The sequence below is a fragment of the Pseudomonas sp. IT-196MI5 genome (assembly GCF_949767415.1).
Lineage (GTDB): Bacteria > Pseudomonadota > Gammaproteobacteria > Pseudomonadales > Pseudomonadaceae > Aquipseudomonas.
The window spans coordinates 433,687-454,226 of record NZ_CATKPZ010000022.1 but is presented as its reverse complement, the minus strand read 5'-3'; the positions used below and the strand labels follow the sequence as shown (position 1 = coordinate 454,226).

22 protein-coding genes are annotated in these 20,540 nt (G+C 60.8%); 11 read left to right on the top strand and 11 right to left on the bottom strand.

Translation table 11 applies throughout. The features are described from left to right. Nucleotides 1-124 precede the first annotated feature (124 nt). Entirely contained in the window at nucleotides 125-655 is a 531-nt protein-coding gene (locus ACM6IK_RS16415) for a DUF1003 domain-containing protein (RefSeq protein WP_414875156.1), read from the top strand. Between the two features lie 6 nt (nucleotides 656-661). On the opposite strand, the gene ACM6IK_RS16410 is transcribed toward ACM6IK_RS16415, so the two are convergent. Further along, nucleotides 662-1,603 carry a LysR family transcriptional regulator gene (locus tag ACM6IK_RS16410; protein ID WP_414875263.1) on the bottom strand — a complete coding sequence of 314 codons (942 nt, stop codon included), beginning with the start codon at nucleotides 1,601-1,603 and terminating at the stop codon, nucleotides 662-664. Nucleotides 1,604-1,618: 15 nt separating this feature from the next. Here ACM6IK_RS16410 and ACM6IK_RS16405 point away from each other — a divergent pair, with 15 nt between their 5' ends. Then, entirely contained in the window at nucleotides 1,619-2,347 is a 729-nt protein-coding gene (locus ACM6IK_RS16405) for a CTP synthase (protein WP_414875155.1), read from the top strand. A gap of 141 nt (nucleotides 2,348-2,488) precedes the next feature. Here the strand turns inward: ACM6IK_RS16405 and ACM6IK_RS16400 are convergent, their stop codons facing one another. Then, complete coding sequence (locus ACM6IK_RS16400; RefSeq protein WP_414875154.1) at nucleotides 2,489-2,815, bottom strand: DUF2025 family protein; 327 nt, start codon at nucleotides 2,813-2,815, stop codon at nucleotides 2,489-2,491. A 210-nt stretch (nucleotides 2,816-3,025) separates the two neighbouring features. On the opposite strand from ACM6IK_RS16400, the gene ACM6IK_RS16395 reads away from it, so the two are divergent. After that, nucleotides 3,026-4,156 (top strand): glycerophosphodiester phosphodiesterase, encoded by a 1,131-nt coding sequence (locus tag ACM6IK_RS16395; RefSeq protein WP_414875153.1) that lies wholly within the window; start codon nucleotides 3,026-3,028, stop codon nucleotides 4,154-4,156. Between the two features lie 206 nt (nucleotides 4,157-4,362). Then, nucleotides 4,363-4,668: a PepSY domain-containing protein gene (locus tag ACM6IK_RS16390; protein WP_108215173.1), complete on the top strand. Its 306-nt coding sequence runs from the start codon at nucleotides 4,363-4,365 to the stop codon at nucleotides 4,666-4,668. Between the two features lie 60 nt (nucleotides 4,669-4,728). Here the strand turns inward: ACM6IK_RS16390 and ACM6IK_RS16385 are convergent, their stop codons facing one another. Beyond that, nucleotides 4,729-6,354, bottom strand: coding sequence for a methyl-accepting chemotaxis protein (locus ACM6IK_RS16385; protein ID WP_414875152.1), 1,626 nt, complete (start codon nucleotides 6,352-6,354; stop codon nucleotides 4,729-4,731). 272 nt (nucleotides 6,355-6,626) lie between these two features. On the opposite strand from ACM6IK_RS16385, the gene ACM6IK_RS16380 reads away from it, so the two are divergent. From ACM6IK_RS16380 to ACM6IK_RS16365, 4 genes are all read left to right on the top strand, one after another. Then, nucleotides 6,627-7,649 carry a transporter gene (locus ACM6IK_RS16380; protein ID WP_414875151.1) on the top strand — a complete coding sequence of 341 codons (1,023 nt, stop codon included), beginning with the start codon at nucleotides 6,627-6,629 and terminating at the stop codon, nucleotides 7,647-7,649. 329 nt (nucleotides 7,650-7,978) lie between these two features. Then, nucleotides 7,979-9,592 carry an inorganic phosphate transporter gene (locus ACM6IK_RS16375; protein ID WP_414875150.1) on the top strand — a complete coding sequence of 538 codons (1,614 nt, stop codon included), beginning with the start codon at nucleotides 7,979-7,981 and terminating at the stop codon, nucleotides 9,590-9,592. A gap of 186 nt (nucleotides 9,593-9,778) precedes the next feature. After that, nucleotides 9,779-10,645, top strand: coding sequence for a hypothetical protein (locus ACM6IK_RS16370; RefSeq protein WP_414875149.1), 867 nt, complete (start codon nucleotides 9,779-9,781; stop codon nucleotides 10,643-10,645). After that, nucleotides 10,642-11,364 (top strand): TylF/MycF/NovP-related O-methyltransferase, encoded by a 723-nt coding sequence (locus ACM6IK_RS16365; RefSeq protein ID WP_108215167.1) that lies wholly within the window; start codon nucleotides 10,642-10,644, stop codon nucleotides 11,362-11,364. Before ACM6IK_RS16370 ends, ACM6IK_RS16365 begins: the two co-directional genes overlap by 4 nt. A gap of 124 nt (nucleotides 11,365-11,488) precedes the next feature. Here the strand turns inward: ACM6IK_RS16365 and ACM6IK_RS16360 are convergent, their stop codons facing one another. Further along, the gene (locus ACM6IK_RS16360) at nucleotides 11,489-11,923 is read right to left on the bottom strand and encodes a multidrug/biocide efflux PACE transporter (protein ID WP_414875148.1); all 435 of its coding nucleotides are present in this window, start codon (nucleotides 11,921-11,923) and stop codon (nucleotides 11,489-11,491) included. A 90-nt stretch (nucleotides 11,924-12,013) separates the two neighbouring features. Here ACM6IK_RS16360 and ACM6IK_RS16355 point away from each other — a divergent pair, with 90 nt between their 5' ends. Beyond that, nucleotides 12,014-12,868, top strand: a complete 855-nt coding sequence (locus tag ACM6IK_RS16355) for a LysR family transcriptional regulator (RefSeq protein WP_414875147.1) — start codon at nucleotides 12,014-12,016, stop codon at nucleotides 12,866-12,868. 126 nt (nucleotides 12,869-12,994) lie between these two features. Here the strand turns inward: ACM6IK_RS16355 and ACM6IK_RS16350 are convergent, their stop codons facing one another. The 3 genes from ACM6IK_RS16350 to ACM6IK_RS16340 form a co-directional block, all read right to left on the bottom strand. Further along, nucleotides 12,995-14,230, bottom strand: a complete 1,236-nt coding sequence (locus ACM6IK_RS16350) for an RNA polymerase sigma factor (RefSeq protein ID WP_414875146.1) — start codon at nucleotides 14,228-14,230, stop codon at nucleotides 12,995-12,997. A gap of 1 nt (nucleotide 14,231) precedes the next feature. Continuing rightward, nucleotides 14,232-14,576 (bottom strand): YciI family protein, encoded by a 345-nt coding sequence (locus ACM6IK_RS16345; RefSeq protein WP_414875145.1) that lies wholly within the window; start codon nucleotides 14,574-14,576, stop codon nucleotides 14,232-14,234. Between the two features lie 73 nt (nucleotides 14,577-14,649). Then, complete coding sequence (locus tag ACM6IK_RS16340; protein WP_414875144.1) at nucleotides 14,650-15,075, bottom strand: YybH family protein; 426 nt, start codon at nucleotides 15,073-15,075, stop codon at nucleotides 14,650-14,652. Between the two features lie 141 nt (nucleotides 15,076-15,216). On the opposite strand from ACM6IK_RS16340, the gene ACM6IK_RS16335 reads away from it, so the two are divergent. Then, the gene (locus ACM6IK_RS16335; RefSeq protein ID WP_414875143.1) at nucleotides 15,217-15,702 is read left to right on the top strand and encodes a GNAT family N-acetyltransferase; all 486 of its coding nucleotides are present in this window, start codon (nucleotides 15,217-15,219) and stop codon (nucleotides 15,700-15,702) included. 135 nt (nucleotides 15,703-15,837) lie between these two features. Here ACM6IK_RS16335 and ACM6IK_RS16330 read toward each other — a convergent pair whose 3' ends face one another. From ACM6IK_RS16330 to ACM6IK_RS16320, 3 genes are all read right to left on the bottom strand, one after another. Then, complete coding sequence (locus tag ACM6IK_RS16330; RefSeq protein WP_414875142.1) at nucleotides 15,838-16,326, bottom strand: GNAT family N-acetyltransferase; 489 nt, start codon at nucleotides 16,324-16,326, stop codon at nucleotides 15,838-15,840. 98 nt (nucleotides 16,327-16,424) lie between these two features. Further along, nucleotides 16,425-16,910: a GyrI-like domain-containing protein gene (locus ACM6IK_RS16325; RefSeq protein WP_414875141.1), complete on the bottom strand. Its 486-nt coding sequence runs from the start codon at nucleotides 16,908-16,910 to the stop codon at nucleotides 16,425-16,427. A gap of 66 nt (nucleotides 16,911-16,976) precedes the next feature. Then, on the bottom strand, nucleotides 16,977-17,639 hold the full coding sequence (locus ACM6IK_RS16320; RefSeq protein ID WP_056725914.1) for a LysE family translocator: 663 nt from the start codon (nucleotides 17,637-17,639) through the stop codon (nucleotides 16,977-16,979). Nucleotides 17,640-17,778: 139 nt separating this feature from the next. Here ACM6IK_RS16320 and alaC point away from each other — a divergent pair, with 139 nt between their 5' ends. Continuing rightward, nucleotides 17,779-18,996 (top strand): alanine transaminase, encoded by a 1,218-nt coding sequence (gene alaC / locus ACM6IK_RS16315; protein ID WP_414875140.1) that lies wholly within the window; start codon nucleotides 17,779-17,781, stop codon nucleotides 18,994-18,996. Between the two features lie 175 nt (nucleotides 18,997-19,171). On the opposite strand, the gene ACM6IK_RS16310 is transcribed toward alaC, so the two are convergent. After that, complete coding sequence (locus ACM6IK_RS16310) at nucleotides 19,172-20,524, bottom strand: GntP family permease (RefSeq protein ID WP_108215156.1); 1,353 nt, start codon at nucleotides 20,522-20,524, stop codon at nucleotides 19,172-19,174. Between the last annotated feature and the right edge of the window lie 16 nt (nucleotides 20,525-20,540).

Below are 20,540 nucleotides of genomic sequence, written 5' to 3'. Positions count from 1 at the left end.
ATGACAATGTCGACGGCGCCGTCGAACCTTTGATGGCTCTGAGTTGAACGGCGGATGTGTTTCAAAATGAAACCGGCGCTGAGGTTATAGTGAGCCTCAGTCCCAGCGCCATACAGAGAACATCATGACCACCAGCCACGAAACCGCCGCCCACGTCGATCACCTGCGTTTCCATCGTCCTCATGCCCACCTCGCGCCGACCTTTGGCAATGACAAGTTTGCCCTGCGCGCCGAAGCCTTTGCGCGGTTCTTCGGTACACCGACTTTTCTCGGCGCACAAACGCTGATCGTGGTGGTCTGGGTGTGCCTCAACGCTTCCGGGTTCACCCACTTCGATGTGTACCCGTTCATCCTGCTCAACCTGGCTTTCAGCTTGCAATCGGCCTATGCCGCACCATTGATTCTGTTGGCCCAGACGCGTCAGGCTGCCCGGGACAAAGCCCAATCCGATGCCGATGCGCAGCACCGCGAAGCACTGGCGACCGCCAACAGCGAGCGACAGGCGCAGGCCGCGAAAAACGCTGCGCAACTGCTGGAGCTGCTTGAACAGAACACTCGCCTCACGGAGATGACCAAGGCGCTCACCGAGCGCATCGATAACCTGACCACGCAAATGCATCAGCATCTGGTGCACAAGGATGAGCCAAGAGCCTGAACGGTTTCACGGCAGTTTCAGCGCCCGCCCCAACTCATCGAACAAGGTGACCACCGAGCGCAAGGCGCGGCAGTCAGGACGGGTCAGCAGCCACAGTGCGGTGTCGTATCCGTGCAACGGTTCGCTCAGCGGCTGTAATCCGTCGCCGATCAAGAAGTCCGGCAACGCCGCTACACCCAACCCCGCCCTGACCAGTTCGGTCACCGACAGCATGCTGTTGCAGCGATAGCCCGGCGTTACGCCCGGCCAGGCCTGGCGACGCCAGGCAACGGTCGGGTGATCGGGCAAGAAGTCATCCGGGGCGATCCAGGTCAATGCGGCCAGGTCGGTGGTGTTGACCGATCGCAGGTATCGCTGGCTGGCACACACGCGGTAGGAAACCTCCGCCAGGCGCCGTCCTACCAAATGCTCCGGTGGCGTGCGGGTCAGGCGCAGGGCGATATCGGCATCCCGCCGGCTGAGGTTGGCAAAATCATTGGACGTGCTGAGTTCGAGGGTCAGCGCCGGATAGTTCGGCATGAACTGCGCCAGCGCCGGCAACAGCAAACCTTGCAGGACCGAATCGGTACAGGTCAGGCGCACGATGCCGCTGATCACTTCACCGCCCTGCTCGACACCAATGCGCGCCGCCTCCAGCGCCTGCTCGGCGCACTCAGCCTGTTCAGCCAGCGACTGCGCCAGGGTGGTGGGCAGGTAACCGGCGCGGCTTTTTTCGAACAGTTGCTGACCCAGTGCAGCCTCCAGCCGGCGCACCGCTCGAAACACCGTCGAGACATCCACCTTCAGCAGTTGCGCAGCCCGGGCCAGAGAGCCGCCGCGTACCAGCGCGAGAATCAGGCTCAGGTCCGGGTAGTCCAGTCGATAGTGCGTCGCTGCATTGATCACTTGGGAAAACGCCAATATTGAGTGCGTGAACGCCAATCTATAGTGGGCACCCGCAATCAACAAGTGCAGAGGCCCCGCATGGAAAACCGCCCGATTCGCATCGCCCTGATCGGCGACTACGACCCACACGTCACCGCCCACCAGGCCATTCCCGTCGCCCTCGAAAAGGCCGCCGAACACACGGGCCTGAACCTGCAATGGCAATGGCTGGCCACTGATGAAATCCACGCCGAGACAGCGCTGCATACATTCGATGGTTTCTGGTGCGTACCGGCCAGCCCTTACCGCAGCCCGGATGGCGCATTAACAGCGATCCGTTTTGCCCGCGAACAACGGCGACCTTTCCTCGGCACCTGCGGTGGTTTTCAACACGCGGTGCTGGAATATGCGCGCAATGTGCTGGGCTGGTCGGATGCCGAACACGGCGAGACTTCACCCAATGCAACACGGGCGCTGCTGACACCGCTGACGTGTTCACTGGTGGAGGCCGTCGATACCATTCATTTACATGAAGGCTCGTTGATTGCCCAGGCGTACGAAAGCGGCGAGATTCGTGAAGGCTATCGCTGTCGTTATGGTGTGAATCCGCAGTTCGAAGGGGAACTGCTCAAGCGCGAACTGCACGCCGTCGGCCACGATTCGGAACACGGACTGCGGGCGGTCGAACTCAGCGGTCATCCGTTCTTTGTCGCGACCTTGTTCCAGCCCGAGCGGGCAGCGCTCAAGGGCGTCTTGCCGCCGTTGGTTGGCGCCTTTGTCGCAGCCTGTGCGGGGTTGAGCAGACCTAGGGGTTCAATCAGTAACTGATTCAGAGTTCTTCAGGCCGCCATCGCGAGCAAGCTCGCTCCCACATTTTGATCCCGGTCGGTCACAACATTTGTGCACGACAAAGATCTACTGTGGGAGCGAGCTTGCTCGCGATGGGGCCAGCCAAATCACCGCAAAAACTCAGCCCTTGACCAGACTGCGAACCGCCGAAATCTCCGGCACGTCCCGCCGGTTCATGTACACCCGCAACGGCTCGGTGATGTTGATCCGGTCATCGATGTTCTGGTCCAGCAGCAACTGAATCAACTCACGCTTGAGCATCATGGTCTGCCCGGGACCAGTGGCCCAGACAAATTCGCTGGTCGGGATAATGCCGTCATCCGCCACGTCCATGCCGAACGAATCTTCGCTGAAACGCACGATGTAGTGGCCGGTCTTGCGGTTGAGGCCGACGAAGCCTTTGAGTTGGTCGGCTGCCTGGCAGATGAGCTGGGAAGTGATGCGCATGGTAAACCCCGCAATGGTGATCGTTGGTTGGCACGCAGGGCCTGCGTTTCCCTCTGCCGGGGAAATTGCAGGGCCCCAGCGTACTGCAACCGGGCGCACAAAAGCGCTGACGAACATCAGCTTTGGGCAGGTTTGTGTCGGTGTTGCTATAGCGCCTGCAAGGATCAGTTGTTAAAAGGGACGCACCCTCATTGCGAAAGGATCTCGACCATGCCCGCAACCTTCACTAAAAGCGCCCTGTTACTGAGCCTGCTGCTCGGCCTCGGCGTTGGCCACGCACAGGCCGCCAGCGAACCCGGTCCCAAGGCACTGGCGACCCGCTTGGGCATTCCGCATCCAGCGGTGATCGCCCACCGTGGCGCGTCGTTCGATGCGCCGGAATCCACCGCCGCCGCCTACAAGACCGCTCGCGACCTGGGCGCCGACTACCTGGAAATGGACCTGCAGCGCAGCAAGGACGGCGTGCTGTTCGTCCTGCACGACAACAACCTGCAACGCACCACCGACGTCGCCAGCAAATTCCCCGAGCGCAAGGACAGCCCCGCCAATGCGTTCACCATGGCCGAGCTGAAAACCCTGGATGCGGGCAGCTGGTTCAATGCCGCGTACCCGGATCGCGCACGTCCCGCCTTCGCCGGCCTGAAGATTCTGACCCTCGATGAAATCATCGACATCGCCGAGGGCAACTCCCTGCACAAGCCCGGCCTGTACATCGAGACCAAGGAGCCGAAACAGTTTCCCGGCATCGAACACGACCTCAAGGAAAAACTTCAGGACCGTGGCTGGCTGAGCCCGACCGGTTCGAAACTGGCGAAAAGCGAACTGGGAGTCGGCCAGGGCAAAGGCAAGGTGGTCCTGCAGACCTTCGAGAAGAGCAGCCTTGAACTGCTGCAAAAGGAAATGCCGAAGGTGCCGAAGATCCTGCTGTTGTGGGTCGGTGAAGGCAGTATCGAGCCCAAGTCCAAGGTGACATTTGCCGAGTCCGGCGCCAAGGACAAGGCCGCGTACTACGCCGCACAGGAGCCGAAGGACAAAGCCGAATTCCAGCGTTGGGTCGACTACGCCAAGGCCCAGGGCGCCATCGGCACCGGCCCGTCCGCCGCACTGACCCAGGGTGGCGACCAGAGTTATCCGGATCTGGTGCAACCGTGGATGAACCAGTACACCCACGATCAGGGCCTGCTGGTGCACGTGTACACCATCGACGAAGCCGTGGACTTCCAGAAAGTCATGGACGCCGGTGTCGACGGCATCTTCACCAATCGCACCAGCGAGTTGTTGAAGTTCTATAAACGCCCGGCGGCGAGCGTGGCGCAGGTGCTACAGAACAACGGGTATTGATGCGCTATTGCACAAAACCTGTGGGAGCGAGCTTGCTCGCGATAGGGCCATCAGCTTCAACATCAACGTTGACTGCCCCTCCGCTTTCGCGAGCAGGCTCGCTCCCACAGGGATTGATGCAGGACATACAGAGGGATTTAAGGGTGGATTAAGTTACACACACTAACCTGATCTCACTTGAACGGATCACCCAAGGAAAGAAGCCCATGAAGACCCTGACTGCTTTGTTGACCGCTGCAACCCTGACCTTTGCCGCGGGCCTGGCCCAGGCCGATGTGCGGGTCGATGAGATCCCGCAACTGGTCAAGGACGGCAAGATCAAGTCGCTGGAAGATCTGAACAGGATCGCGCTGGATCTGCACCCGGGTGCAACGATCACCAAAACCGAACTGGACAACTACTTCAACGGTTACGAGTACGAAGTCGAACTGCGTGATGCCAAGAACGTCGAGTGGGATGTGGACATCGATGCCTCCAACGGCAAGGTCCTGAAGAACAAACAGGACACCTGATCCCGAAACACACAAAAGCCGCACGATTGAGAAGTCGTGCGGCTTTTGCGCATCCTGGACTCAAGCGCTCAGGCGCGCCGTCACCTCGTTCAACTGCCCCGACAAACCGTGCAGGTTGTTGCTGGCCGCTTCAGTGCGCTGCACGTTGTCCAGGTTGGTGCTGGCGATGCTGGTGATCTCGGTGAGGTTGCGCGAGATGTCTTCGGCCACCGAGGTCTGCTCTTCGGCGGCAGTGGCGATCTGGCGGTTCATGTCGCGGATGGCTTCCACGGCCAGGGTGATGCGTTCGAGCATGGCGCCGGCCTCAGTCACTTGCTGCACGCTTTGTTCGCTGCGCGACTGACCGCTTTCAATCGCCTGGGCCGCTTCGATTGCACCGGTCTGCACGGTCTGGATGATCTGGTTGATCTCGATGATCGACGCCGCTGTGCGCTGGGCCAGGCTGCGCACTTCATCGGCCACCACCGCGAATCCGCGTCCGGCCTCACCGGCGCGCGCCGCTTCGATGGCCGCGTTGAGCGCCAGCAGGTTGGTCTGTTCGGCGATGCCGCGAATCACTTCCAGGACCTTGCCGATGCGCCCGCTGTCGGTTTCCAGTTGGCGGATGACCGTGGCGGTATTGGCGATTTCGCCGCGCATCTGGGTGATGGTATGGATGGTGCCCTGCATGACTTTTTCGCCCTGCTGGGCGGACTGGTCGGCATCGTCGGCGGCCCGCGCCGCTTCGGCGGCATGACGGGCCACTTCCTGTGCGGTAGCGGACATTTCGTTCATCGCCGTGGCCACCTGGTCGGTGCGGTTGAATTGCTCGTTGGTACCGCCGGCCATCACGGTGGCGATCGAGTTCAACTCACCGCTGGCGCTGTCCAGGTCCGACGCGCTTCGCTGCAAACGGCTGAAGGTTTCGGCGAGGAAATCGCGCAGGGTGTTGGCGGCCATCGCCAGTTTGCCCAGTTCATCCTGACGGTTGCTGGCCACGCGCTCGGCAATACGCCCCTGGCTGAGCTGCGCCACGTATTCGATCAGTTTGCGGATCGGCTCGACCAGATGACGGTTGACCAGCCACAGGCTCAGCAGGCCGATCAGCAGCCCCGAAACCAGCATCACCATGATCCCCAGCATCACCGTGCGATCGGCAGCGGCGCTGATCAGCGTCGATTGTTCGGCGCCCTGCTTGCGCAACTCGCTGACCAGCTCACTCATCTGATCGCTGGCCGCGCGGTCCACGCCCTTGACCGCCGCGTCGCCTGCCGTCGGGTCACCACCGGCGGCCACGAACGCGTCCCGGCCCTTCTGATAGCCCGCGCCCAACTGGCGATGTTCGTCACGCAAGCGCTCGATGCGGCTCTTGAGTGGCGGCTCGATGCCCTTCTGCGCGGCCAGCTCGCCGAGGATGTTTTGCACGTCGCGCTGACGGTCTTCGAATTGCCCCCAGTACTTGCTCAGGTCCGCCGGTTGCTTACCGCGCAACAGGACGTTTTTCCACTCCTGCACCTGCACCTTGAATTGCAGGTTGGCTTCATCGATCAATTGCGAGGTATGCAGCGGGCCCTCGATCAGATTGGCGTAGCTCTGCACTCCGCTGGACAGGAAGTGAAAGCACGCCAGGGCGATCAACAGCATCGCCAGCAGGCTGCCGCTCAGCAGGGCGAGAATTTGTGCTCTCAGGGACTTTTGCAAAAGCATCGGATGGTACTCATGACGGGAATGAGGCACGCCCCGGTAAGGCGTGAAAAGTGTCCGGACTTCCCTGTCTGCGATCACGGCCAAGGCCTGTGACACGCAACTCAACCCAAGCGTGATCGGCAAGCCAGAGCGGTTCTTGAGAAAATCCCGACCGCCGGTAGCGCAATCGTTTACGTTATTTCCTCGTCACAAAAACGTCATCCCCGCTTGCGATGATGCCGCTCAAGTGAACCTGCGAAACCTGCGACAGGCGTCTCCCCTTGCGAGCCCTCATGAACCACAGCATCGATCACAGTCATCGCGACACGGATCTGTTCGGCCTGCTTTACGGTTTCAGCTTTCGCCCCGGTGAGGCCGGCCGGGAAATCAATTCCGCCGAAGCCTTGCAGTACCTGCAACAACCGCAAAGCGACGAGCAATTTCTCTGGCTGCACCTGAACCTGGCCCACGCCGCGTGCGAACGCTGGATGAAAAGCCATCTGGAGTTGCCCGAGGAATTTTTCGAAGCGCTACACGAAGGCTCGCGCTCGACGCGCATCGAACATGTCGATTCGGCGTTGCTGGCGGTGGTCAACGACGTGGTGTTCAACCTCAGCAACATGGTCTCGTCGGACGTCTCGACGCTGTGGGTGTGCGCCCGCAGCCGGCTGATCGTCAGCGCCCGCCTGCAACCGCTGCACTCGGTGGACAAACTGCGCTCGTCGGTGAAGGCCCGGGAATGCTTTCGCTCCCCGCTGGAGTTGCTGGTGCATTTACTGCGCGACCAGGGTGAAGTGTTGACCCAGATCGTGCGCAAGACCAGCCAGAGCGTGGATCAGATCGAGGACGAATTGCTGTCCTCGCGGCTGTCGACCAATCGCGCTGAACTGGGCGCCAATCGCCGGGTGCTGGTGCGTTTGCAACGGCTGCTGGCGCTGGAGCCAGGCTCCTTGCTGCGCCTGCTCAACCGGCCACCGCAATGGCTGCAAAAGGAAGACGTGAAGGAGCTGCGCAAATCCACCGAGGAGTTTGCGCTGATCATCAACGACCTCACGGCGCTGGGTGAGCGGATCAAGTTGTTGCAGGAAGAGATCGCCGCCAACATCAACGAACAAACCAACCGCACGCTGTTCACCCTGACGGTGGTAACGGTGCTGGCGTTGCCGATCAACATCATCGCCGGCTTCTTCGGCATGAACGTCGGCGGCATTCCGCTGGCCGGTGATCCGCAGGGTTTCTGGATCCTGGTGGCGCTGGTCGCGACCTTTACCGTGATCGCCGGGCGCTGGGCGTTTCGCAAGCAGCAGGATTATTGAGTATCCCTGTGATCCCTGTGATTCCTGTGATCCCTGTGATTCCTGTGATCCCTGTGATTCCTGTGATCCCTGTGATCCCTGTGATCCCTGTGATCCCTGTGATCCCTGTGATCCCTGTGGGAGCGAGCTTGCTCGCGATGACGTCGGCAAATCCAACATTGTTGTCAGCTGACACACCGCTATCGCGAGCAAGCTCGCTCCCACAGTTTTAAGCGCTCGACTTCAGATCCGCGGCCTGCAAAAACCTAAACACTGACCCAAAGCAGTCTCCCTGTAACAATTAGCAACGATTATCACTGATACTCCTTCCCTCCTCAGGACTGTCCGTGATGGCTACGCCCTCCTTCACCGCCGCCCCGGCGCCCGCCAGTAGCGCCATACCGCAATTCGACAAAAAGCCCGGCCTGATCACCATCGTGGTGTTTTTTGCCGTGCTGGCCATCGGCTTGTTGTTTACCGCCTACAGCCTGATGCACGACATGAACGAACTCGGCACAGTGGTGACCACCTGGACACCGTTCCTGTTGCTCGGCGTGGCGCTGCTGATTGCCCTGGGCTTTGAGTTCGTCAACGGTTTCCACGACACCGCCAACGCGGTGGCCACGGTGATTTACACCCACTCGCTGCCGCCGAACGTGGCGGTGGTCTGGTCCGGATTTTTCAATTTCCTCGGGGTGCTGCTGTCCAGCGGCGCAGTGGCGTTCGGCATCATCGCCCTGCTGCCGGTGGAGCTGATCCTGCAAGTCGGCTCGTCGGCCGGTTTCGCGATGATCTTCGCCCTGCTGATCGCCGCCATCCTGTGGAACCTCGGCACCTGGTGGCTGGGGCTGCCGGCGTCGTCATCGCACACCCTGATCGGTTCGATCATCGGGGTCGGCGTGGCCAACGCCCTGATGCACGGCCGCGACGGCACCAGCGGCGTGGACTGGGCCCAGGCAATAAAAATCGGTTACGCGTTGCTGCTCTCGCCGCTGGTCGGCTTCGGCTGCGCCGCACTGCTGTTGCTGGCGCTGCGCGCGTTCGTCAAGAATCGCGCGCTGTACAAGGAGCCAAAGGGCGAGACCCCGCCGCCATGGTGGATTCGCGGCCTGTTGATCGTGACCTGCACCGGCGTGTCGTTTGCCCACGGTTCCAACGACGGTCAGAAAGGCATGGGCCTGATCATGCTGATTCTGGTGGGTACGCTGCCAATGGCATATGCACTGAACCGCACCATGCCGGCCGATCAAGCCTTGCAGTTCGCGGCGGTCGCCGAAGTGACCCAGCAAGCGCTGGTCAAGGCGGCACCGCAACCGGCCCCCGCCGACCCACGCGCGGTGCTGTCCGAATACATGCGCAGCAAGGAAGCGACCCCGCAACTGGTGCCGGCGCTGGCTGCGCTGACCGGCAGCATCGGTGCCCAGGTCAAGGGTTATGGCTCGCTCTCGAAAGTCCCGGCCGAAGCCGTGGGCAACGTGCGCAACGACATGTATTTGAGCAGCGAAACCATTCGCCTGATGGACAAGAACAAGGTCGGCAATTTCGACGCCGACACCAATGGCAAGCTGCAACTGTTCAAGCAACAGATCGACAACTCCACGCGCTTCATTCCGCTGTGGGTGAAAATCGCCGTGGCCATCGCCCTGGGCCTGGGCACCATGGTCGGCTGGAAGCGCATCGTGGTGACCGTCGGCCAGAAAATCGGCAAGACCCACCTGACCTACGCCCAGGGCGCCTCGGCAGAAACCGTGGCGATGCTGACCATCGGTGCCGCCGACATGTTCGGCCTGCCGGTGTCGACCACACACGTGCTGTCCTCGGGCGTGGCCGGGACCATGGTCGCCAACGGCGGCGGCTTGCAGATGAAGACCATCCGCAACCTGCTGATGGCCTGGGTGCTCACGTTGCCGGCGGCGATCCTGCTGTCGGGTAGCCTGTACTGGTTGTTCACCCAACTGTTCTGATCATTGCCGCCTCTACCCACATCCCGCCGCGAGCGATCGCTGCGGGATGTTTGCTTTCAGCCCGGCGCAAAGCCGCGCATTTCATCGCCAAATCAAGGTATTGATCGTTTCATTCGAGGATGGCGCTTTAGTTTGCCAACGTATTGCCGACTCTTATGAGAGCCAAAGTATTCCTGGGTGAGAACCGTGAACTTATTCATCAATCAGTTGCACAAACACGCTGATTTCAGAAGTGCGATCTACGCTGGCGACATCTTCCTCAACACCGAACTGAAAGCGGCAAAGGAACTCTGTGCCTTTGCCCAGGAAAGCATCACCGCCGCCTTCGATGGCGAGACCAACCACCAGGCGCTGCACACGCTGATGCCGGTGGAGGAATTCGTGGTGCTGGTGACTCGCCTCAAAGGCCAGTTCACCAACAGCCTGCGAGCCAAGGAGCTGATCCGCAGCTTCACCGACGAAATCGGTGCCGCTCCCGAGGAATTCATTTTCGACGTACCGCGCATCCGCGTCGTGCCCAACTACGACTACCTGCACGCCGGCGTCAGCTACGCCTACAAGCCCCATCGCGATACCTGGTACGGCGGTGTCGACTGCCAGATCAATACCTGGATGCCGGTCTACACGATCCAGCCTGACCAGACCATGATGATCAACCCGGCCTACTTCGACGCCCCGGTGAAAAACACCTCGGCGCAGTGGAGCCTGTCCGACTGGATCGATGTGCAACGCCAGCGCGCCAAGGACAACGTCAAGGAAGAGGCGCGCCAACACCCGGTGCCCACCGAAACGATCAACAGCGCCTCTGAACTGCGCATCGCCGGCAATACCGCCGAGATGCTGGTGTTCTCGGGTTCGCACCTGCACGGCACCGTGCCCAATTACACGCCACAAACCCGCTTCAGCGTGGACTTTCGCCTGATGCACCTCGACGACCTCAAGCATCGGCGCGGCGCGATCAACGTCGACAGCGCCTGCCCGGATGTCGGCGCCGGCTTCAAAGACTACTTCCACGTCCACGACTTTTCGAATTTCCGAGGAATCCCGCAATGACCAAGCGTCGCATCACGCCCGCCGAGGCCCAGTACAACGAAACCCGTACCAATGTCCTGAAACGGGTCGATGCCGAATATGTGGCCGACGCGCCATTCGTCTTCGCCAACCGCATCGGCGTGACGGCTGCATTGTCGCGCATGGAGCTGTTCAAGAAAGTCGCCGAAGTGCCGGGCGCGATCATTGAGTGCGGCGTGTACAAGGGCAACTCGCTGATGCTCTACATGCACTTGTCGATGATTCTCGAGCCGTACGCGATCAACCGCTCGATCGTGGGCTTCGACACCTTCGAAGGCTTCCAGAGCATCGACAAGAAAGAAGACCCGGCCGACGTCAACGAGACCATGTTCGCCGACACCGACCAGTCGCTGATCCAGGACATGATCGACGCCAACGACCTGTTGCGCCCGGTCAACCGGATTCCGCGCTGCGAGTTGGTCAAGGGCGATATCGTCCAGACCGTGCCGGAGTGGGTCAAGACCCGCCCGGACCTGGTCGTGGCCATGCTGATCCTCGACACCGACCTGTACGAGTCGACCAAAGTCGCGCTGGAAACTTTCCTGCCGTACATGCCCAAAGGCGCGATCGTGGTGCTCGACGAAGTCGCCTACCGCAACTTCCCGGGCGAAACCAAGGCCCTGCGTGAAGTGCTCGACCTGAACAAGATCGAACTCAAGCGCCTGCCATTCGATTCGTGCGTGGGTTACTTCCACGTCTGATCTGGTGCAAAACCTGTGGGAGCGAGCTTGCTCGCGATAGCGGTCTGACATTCAGCAATGATGTTGACTGTCACGCCGCCATCGCGAGCAAGCTCGCTCCCACAAGGGCCGGTTCAAACACGACTCAGCAAACCTCACGCGTCATCACCATCCGCTCACGAACCACGTCATACACCCAGTGGTAGACGTAGGTGTACGGCAGGAAGAACAGCAACACGCCGATATCCAGCAGGAACGCCTGCCACAGGCTGACATTCAGCCACCAGGCGATCAGCGGTACGCCAAGAGCGACCAGACCGCCTTCGAACAACAGCGCATGCACCACGCGGACCCAGGCGTTGTGCGTGATGGCCCTGCGCATCAGCAGGCGATCAAACATACCGTTGAACACCACGTTCCAGGCCAGGGCCAGGGCAGCCATGGCAGTGGCCACAGCGCCCATGTCCAACATCGGTTTGTTCATGATCCAGGCCAGCAACGGGGTACAGATCAGGATGGCCAGCAGTTCGAAACCGATGGCTTGAAAAATACGTTCAGTAATGGACTTGTTGGCGCTCATGGCCGAACTCCCTTGAGTGACTGTGGTTGCCATGATCTGTCATCACGTCGATACTTCATAACCATTAACCATCGATCAAGGCGATAGTTCATGGCCTCTCACGAAGTGTTGCTGGCGTTTGTCGAAGCGGCGACCCAGGGCTCGTTTTCTGCGGCGGCACGCAAGCTGGGCCGCAGTCAGTCGACCATCAGCGCCGCAGTGGCCAGCCTGGAAATCGACCTGAACTTGACGCTGTTCGACCGCAGCAGCCGCAAGCCCGGGCTGACCCCGGCCGGGCACGTCATACTGCAACGGGCCGAAGACATCCTGGCCGCCACCAGTCGCCTGGAAATGACCGCCAGCCAACTGTCCCAAGGGGTGGAGCCGAAGTTGACGGTGGCGCTGTCCGATACCTATCAGTCGGACCGCTTCGAAGCCGCGCTCAGTGCCTTCGAGCAGCGTTACCCGGACCTGGAGCTCGAATGCCTGATCGCCGAATGCGATGACCTGGTGTCCCTGGTGCAAAGCGGCCGGGCGCAGATCGCCTTTGCCGAAATGCAGGACAGCTACCCGCCGGACCTGGTCAGTTCGACGGTGGACGAGCGCACGGAGATCGCCTTGTTCGTGTCCCCGGCACACCCGTTGGCGACGCTGGAGCACGTCGACCGGGACGTACTGCAGCAACACCGCGAGCTGCGCCTGGCCACCATCATCAATCCCTATGAAAGCCGGGCGAAGGGCCGCGTCTGGTCGGCGCCGAGTTATCTGATGCTGCTGGAAATGGCCCAGGGCGGATTCGGCTGGGCACCGTTGCCCCGCTGGCTGGTCGAGCGCTTTGGACCTGGCACCTTGCAGGAACTGGTGGTGCGCGGATGGCCGAAAACGGTGTCGGTGGATGCGTTGTGGTCGCGGCTCAATCCGCCGGGGCCGGCGGGGAGCTGGTTGCTGGGCAAGATGCTGGAGTGAAGGTCCTTCGGCCCTTATCGCGGGCAAGCCACGCTCCCACAGTGAACTGTGGTGTTATCAGATTTTGCGAACAATACAAAACCCTGTGGGAGCGAGCTTGCTCGCGATGAGGCCCGCAAGATCACATCACTCCAACGCCCTGAGCCGCTCTTCGATGAACCGCCGCTCCGGCTCTTGCCGAGTCAACGCCCGCGCCCGTTCCCACGCTGCCCGCGCCTCCTGCACCCGGCCCAGTTGCCGACAAAACTCCGCCCGCGCCGAATGCGCCAGGTGGTAATCGAGCAACTCTCCCCGCTCCAGAATGGCGTCAACCAGCGTCAGCCCCGCCAGCGGTCCATCCCGTTTCGAAATCGCCGCCGCCCGATTCAACTCGATCACCGGCGACGGCACCGCCCGCAGCAGCACGTCATACAGACCGACAATCTGTGGCCAATCGGTTTCCCCCGCCGTCGGGGCTTCGGCGTGCACCGCCGCGATGGCCGCTTGCAGGCAATAGGGTCCGAAGCGTCCCATGGTCAGCGCTTGCTCGATCAGCATGCAGCCTTCAGTGATCAACCCGGCGTCCCACAGCGAACGGTCCTGCTCGTCCAGCACAATCAGCTCGCCGCTCGCCGAGGTCCTGGCCGGGCGTCGCGACTCGTGCAACAGCATCAGCGCCAGCAAGCCCATGACTTCCGGCTCCGGCAGCAGTTCCACCAGCAACCGGCCAAGACGAATCGCTTCGCGGGTCAGATCCTCGCGGATCAGTTCGGCTCCGATGGACGCCGAATAACCCTCGTTGAACACCAGATAAATCACCCGCAATACGCTGTCCAGACGCTCAGGCAACTCAGCCCGCGTCGGCACTTGATAAGGGATTTTCGCATCACGGATCTTCGCCTTGGCGCGCACGATGCGCTGGGCGATGGTGGCCGGGGCCGAGAGAAAGGCCCGGGCGATTTCTTCGGTGGTCAGGTCGCAGATTTCCCGCAGCGTCAGCGGCACTTGTGCGTCCGCCGCCAGGGCCGGGTGGCAGCAGGTGAAGATCAACCGCAGGCGATCGTCTTCCACGTCTTCATCACTCCAGTCTGCCTGTTCCAGCGCCTCCAGTTGCGCGATCAGCAAGGGCCGCGACGCGGCAAAACGCGCGCGCCGACGCAAGGCATCGATGGCCTTGAAACGCCCGGTGGACACCAGCCAGGCCCGCGGATTGTCCGGCACGCCGTCACGCTGCCAGCGTTCGACCGCGACGAAAAACGCCTCGTGCAAGGCCTCTTCGGCGAGGTCGAAGTCCCCCAGCAAGCGAATCAGGGTCGCGAGAATCCGCCGCGAGTCTTCGCGATAGACCCGCTCGACCTGCGCCTGAACCGGCAGCCCCGGCATCTTAAGGATTCAACTGCCGAACGGGGCGCACTTCGACACTGCCGACCCGGGCCGCCGGAATGTTGCCCGCGACCTGAATGGCCTCGTTGAGGTCCCTGGCGTCGATCAGGTAGAAGCCGGCCAATTGCTCCTTGGTTTCGGCGAACGGGCCGTCGGTGATCGACATCTTGCCGTTGCGCATGCGTACCGTGGTGGCGGTCTGCACCGATTCCAGGGCCTCGGCGGCGAGCATCCGGCCACTGCCCTGGATCGACTCGGCATAGGCCATGCACTCTTCGTCCTTCGGGCTTTCCGGTAGCGAATGCAGCAACTGCTCATCGCTGTAGACCAGGCATAAGTACTTCATGAACGTCTCCTGATTCGAACGGATCAACTATGGCTGCGCATTGGTGTGTCAGCCTGACATTCTGAGGATCAGATTAGGGCTTGAGGTCGAACAATGCCGTGCCTTTCTCCATGTCGAACGGTGCCGACCAGTGTTCATGGACAATCTGCCATAGTCCCGCCTCTTGCCGGAAGCAAGCGGTGCCACGCATCCAGCAGGCCTGGGTTTCGCCCTTCTCGTTGGTGCCACCGCAATGGGCCAGCCAGTGAGCGAAGGCGATTTCCTGGGACGGTTCGATGGTGACTTCGTGGAACTCGAAGAGGTGCGGGCCAGGGCACATTTTCATGCATTCCTGCCAATGTGCGCGGTATGCCTCCTTGCCCTTGAATTGCAGGGCCTTGACCGCGTCGAAAGAGACGATGTCGTCGGCATACAGGGTCATGACCTTATCCACGTCCTTGGCCATGACGGCCTGGCGATAGCTCTCGATCAGGTTATGGATTTGGGTGTGTGAGTTCATGGCGATTCTCCGTGGATTTTATGGTGAAGACACCCTTAGTCGTCTGACGATCCGGCGAATCGACAGGTGAAATAAAAATAATTCAAACGGCCGGAATCGCTAGAATCCGAGGCTCTATTCATGCTGGAAAAGGACACACCCGTGACAGCCCGACTCGTACCTTATGAAAGCCTGAATACGCAGCAGCGCCAACAGGTCGAGGCTATCGAAGTGCATCCGCAGCAAATCAGGTTTTGCGGTGATATCCACGGTGCCTTGCACACCTTGTTGTCCAAGCCCGGCCCGGGAGTCAAAGGATTTGCCCTGCTGGCCGAAGATATTCCCGTGGCCTTCCTGCTGCTCAAGCGCCCACCGGTGTTGCCGGCCTGGGCCGATGAGCACAGCGCCACCCTGCATGCCCTGCAAGTCGATCAACGCGCTCAGGGCAAAGGCTACGGCAAGGCCTGCCTGCAAGCGTTGCCCGAGGCGGCGCGCCTGGCCTGGCCGGAAATCCGGGGGCTGGAGCTGTCGGTGGATGCCGACAACGAGGCCGCCATCGCCCTGTACGCCAGGTTTGGCTTTGTCGACAGCGGCGAGGCGTACAAGGGCCGGATCGGTTATGAGCGGCGGATGGGGTTGGTGTTCTAAACACCCCCCCACCAACACCACAAAACTACTGTGGGAGCGAGCTTGCTCGCGATAGCGGACTGTCAGTCGACATCACTGTTGAATGTTTCGCCGCCATCGCGAGCAAGCTCGCTCCCACAGGGGATCTCCATCGGATCAGAGTTCGAGCACCATCTCGTGCCACGCCATACCGCCATGGTCCGAGGCCGACGGCTTGACGTAGGCAAAACCGAACCCGGCATACAACGGAATGTGTCGCTCCTTGCACATCAGGTTGATGCTGGCCTTGCCCATCGCGCGCATGCGCTCGATGAACTCGCCCATCAGGCGCTTGGCCAGGCCCTGCCCCTGATAATCCGGGTGCACCACCACCGACATGATCACCACGTGCGGCCCGGCCGGGTCGTGGCCGATCAGTTCCTTGAACGCCTCGTCCGACATTTCCACCTGGAACGCCGCACCGGAATTGATGAAACCGGCGACTGCCCCGTCCACTTGCGCGACGATAAAACCCTCGGGCCAGGTGGCGATGCGGGTGGCGATCTTCTCGCGGGTCGCGGCTTCGTCACCTTCATAGGCAACGGTTTCAATGGCAAAGCAGCGATCCAGATCGGCGGGGGTGACGTTGCGAATGACGGTGTTCATGGCAGCTCGGAATCAGCGTGGGAAAGGCTGGGGATCATAAATCAGCCGCCGTGGGACATCGAGAGACGAATCGGTGGATCCGCCTCTCGCTGCAGGTGTCACGCCTTGATCGGCAGCCAGATTTCCAGCTTGCCGGTGTTGAGCCTGGGGTTGAAGTCTTCGCTGTAGCGCTCGAATTCCGGGGCAGCCAGCAACTCATGCCCGGACTGTGGCAACCACGTGCCATGGATGTATTGGAAAGTTTGCGGCAATGTGGCCAGCGGTCCTTGATGTTCGAACACGACGTACTGCTGGGGCTGAATCTCTACCCAACGATACGTGTCCGGCAAATCGTCGAGTTTGCTGATCTCGACGCCAGCAATGTAATCGAAGCCGCCCTTGCCGTCGAAATTGCAGCAGACACCGTAAGTGACTTCGCCTTTTTGGCCCGGAATCTCGCCCAAATGCGGATTGAGTTTCTCCCAGAGTTCGGGAATGCCTTGAATGCTTTGTTGGGTAAATGTTCCACCAAGCCCTGCAATCAGCAGGAAGTGCCCGTGTTCGAAGCGCGGTTGCGTCGGTTCGACGCGTGCTAACTCATCCATGACTCGACTCCTGACGCATAAAATGGGTTCGGCTGGGAGTATAGAAGCCAAACCCGATTCGCCCAATTACAGCGCGTGCAATTGCTCGACGGCAGCGGCACCGACGAACTCGTTATAGCCAGATAGAATCACGTAGACCGCGAAATAGCAGAAGATCGCCGCCGATGCCATGTAGGAATAGCGCAACAGTTTGTCCCCCAGCAACTTGCCGCCATGGCTTGCGGCGAAGCACAAGCCTGCCGACCAGAGCAGCCCGGCACACAGGAAACCGCCGAGAAACAGTGCCGAACTGAGCGGGCCACCACCACCGGAACGGGCGATCAGGGTACCGCCAACTGCCGCGAACCAGAGAATCGCGCTGGGCGACGACATGGCCAGGAAAATCCCGCGGAAAAACTCCTTGCGGTGGGAGTTGTTCCCGACCTCCGCCGTCTCGGCCAGCAGCGCCTCGTGATGGATCGCCGAATAGATCATCTTCGCCGCGAAGTACACCAGCAGCGCCGAGCCACCGATCCACAGCACCCAGCGCACCGTTTCGTATTGCAGCAACACGGTCATGCCGGCCAGCGCCAGCACTGCGTAGATCAGGTCGCCGACGCAGGTCCCCAGGCCCAGGGCAAAGCCCTGGAAATAGCCGCGCTGCATGGCCAGGGTGATCATCGCGATGTTGGCCACGCCGATATCCAGGCACAGCGAAAGGCTCAGCAAGAAGCCACTGGTAAATTCCATCGAACCCTATCCTTTGGAAAAATTTGTTTACATGGAGGCTGGACAGTCTGCCACAGCTGCCCGTACATTCCGCCACAGGCCACCGCAGTGGCCAGCGTCGCTCGGACGGTTCCGGGCGCTTACGTTATCCGAGGCAACAATGGCCGAACAAGGTTCGCCGCGCCGCTTTGCGCGCATCGATCGACTCCCCCCTTACGTGTTCAACATCACCGCCGAGCTGAAGATGGCCGCCCGTCGTCGTGGCGAAGACATCATCGACTTGAGCATGGGCAACCCCGACGGCGCCACGCCGCCGCACATCGTTGAAAAACTCGTGACGGTGGCCCAGCGCGAAGACACCCACGGTTACTCCACCTCCAAGGGCATTCCGCGTCTGCGCCGGGCGATTTCCAACTGGTACAAGGACCGCTACGAGGTCGATATCGACCCGGAAAGCGAAGCCATCGTCACCATTGGTTCCAAGGAAGGCCTGGCGCACCTGATGCTGGCGACCCTGGATCAGGGCGACACCGTACTGGTGCCGAACCCGAGCTACCCGATTCACATCTACGGCGCGGTGATTGCCGGCGCCCAGGTGCGCTCGGTGCCGCTGGTGCCGGGGGTGGATTTCTTCGCTGAACTGGAACGGGCGATTCGCGGCTCGATTCCGAAGCCGAAGATGATGATTCTCGGTTTCCCGTCCAACCCCACCGCGCAGTGCGTGGAGCTGGATTTCTTCGAGCGCGTCATTGCCCTCGCCAAGCAGTACGACGTGCTGGTGGTGCACGACCTGGCTTACGCCGACATCGTCTACGACGGCTGGAAAGCCCCGTCGATCATGCAGGTGCCAGGGGCCAAGGACATTGCGGTGGAGTTTTTCACCCTGTCCAAGAGCTACAACATGGCCGGCTGGCGCATTGGCTTCATGGTCGGCAATCCGGAACTGGTCAACGCCCTGGCGCGGATCAAGAGCTACCACGACTACGGCACCTTCACCCCGCTGCAAGTGGCGGCGATTGCCGCGCTGGAAGGCGATCAGCAATGCGTGCGCGACATCGCCGAGCAATACCGGCAACGGCGCAACGTGCTGGTCAAGGGCCTGCATGAGCTGGGCTGGATGGTGGAAAACCCGAAAGCGTCGATGTACGTCTGGGCGAAGATTCCCGAGGCTTATGCGCACTTGGGTTCACTGGAGTTTGCCAAGAAACTGCTGTCCGAGGCCAAGGTGTGTGTCTCGCCGGGCGTCGGGTTTGGCGAGTACGGCGATGATCACGTGCGCTTTGCCCTGATCGAAAACCAGGACCGGATTCGCCAGGCCGTACGCGGGATTCGCGGGATGTTCCGGGCGGATGGGCTAGTCACCAAATCCAACGCCTGACACAAAAACCTGTGGGAGCGAGCTTGCTCGCGATGAGGGCATAACATCCAACGAAGATGTTGAATGCAAGTCCGCCATCGCGAGCAAGCTCGCTCCCACAGTGTTTTATGTACACCCTGGGAATCACCCACAAAAAAACCGCATCGCTGCGGTTTTTTTGTGTCTGCCGAATCGCTTAAACGAACAGCGACAACAACAGAATAAAGCCCAGGCCCACCACCGACAGGATGGTTTCCATCGCGGTCCAGGTCTTGAAGGTCTCCGCCACGGTCATGTTGAAGTACTGCTTCACCAGCCAGAAACCGGCGTCGTTGACGTGGGACAGGATCAGGGAACCTGCACCGGTGGCCAGCACCAGCAACTCACGGTTCACACCCGGAATCATCCCCACCACCGGCACCACAATGCCGGCACCGGTAATGGTCGCCACGGTCGCCGAACCGGTCGCGATACGAATCACCGCTGCCACCAGCCAGGCCAGCAGGATCGGCGAGATCTGTGCAGCCACCGCCATGTGACCGATCACATCACCTACACCGCTGGTTACCAGCATCTGCTTGAAGCCACCACCGGCACCGATGATCAGGATGATCGCGGCGGTCGGCGCAAGGCTCGCATCCAGCCATTTGAGCATCTGTTGCGAACCGATGCCCTGCTTGTAGCCGAAGGTGTACAGCGACAGCAGCAACGCCAGCAGGAGGGCCGAGATCGGGTGACCGATCAGGTCCATGAAGGTGCGGAAGAAGTTGCCGTCTGGCAGCACCACATCGGCAAAGGTCTTGAGCAGCATCAGGAACACGGGCGACAGCACAGTGATCAGGGTAATGCCGAAGCTAGGCAGTTCGCCTGCATTCTCATCGCGCACCAGTTGATCCACCAGTTCCTGATTCGGATGACCAGGAATGTGCTTGGCAATGAAGGTACCGAAGATCGGGCCAGCGATGATGGCGGTTGGCAACGCAACGATCAGACCATAAAGAATGGTCTTGCCGATGTCGGCACCGAATACGCCGATCGCCAGCAACGGACCCGGGTGCGGTGGCACCAGGCCGTGCACGGCGGACAGACCGGCCAGCAACGGGATACCGATCTTGATGATCGACACGCCGGTACGGCGGGCAACGATGAACACCAGCGGAATCAGCAACACAAAGCCGATTTCGAAGAACAGCGGAATGCCGACCAGGAACGCAGCGAACATCATCGCCCACTGCACCTTGTCCTTGCCGAAGGCGCGGATCAACGTCTGCGCAATCTGATCCGCACCGCCTGATTCGGCCATCATTTTGCCGAGCATGGTGCCCAGCGCCAGGATGATGCCGACAAAGCCAAGCACGCCACCGAAGCCGTCCTGGAACGCCTTGATGATGGTGCCGATCGGCATGCCGGAGGTCAGCCCGAGGAAGGCTGCGGCAATGATCAGGGCGATGAAGGGGTGAAATTTGAACTTGGTGATCAGGACGATAAGCCCGATCACCGTGACCACTGCATCGAGCAGCAGGAACGTCTCGTGGGACATGCCAAACATTGGGGGTGTCTCCTGG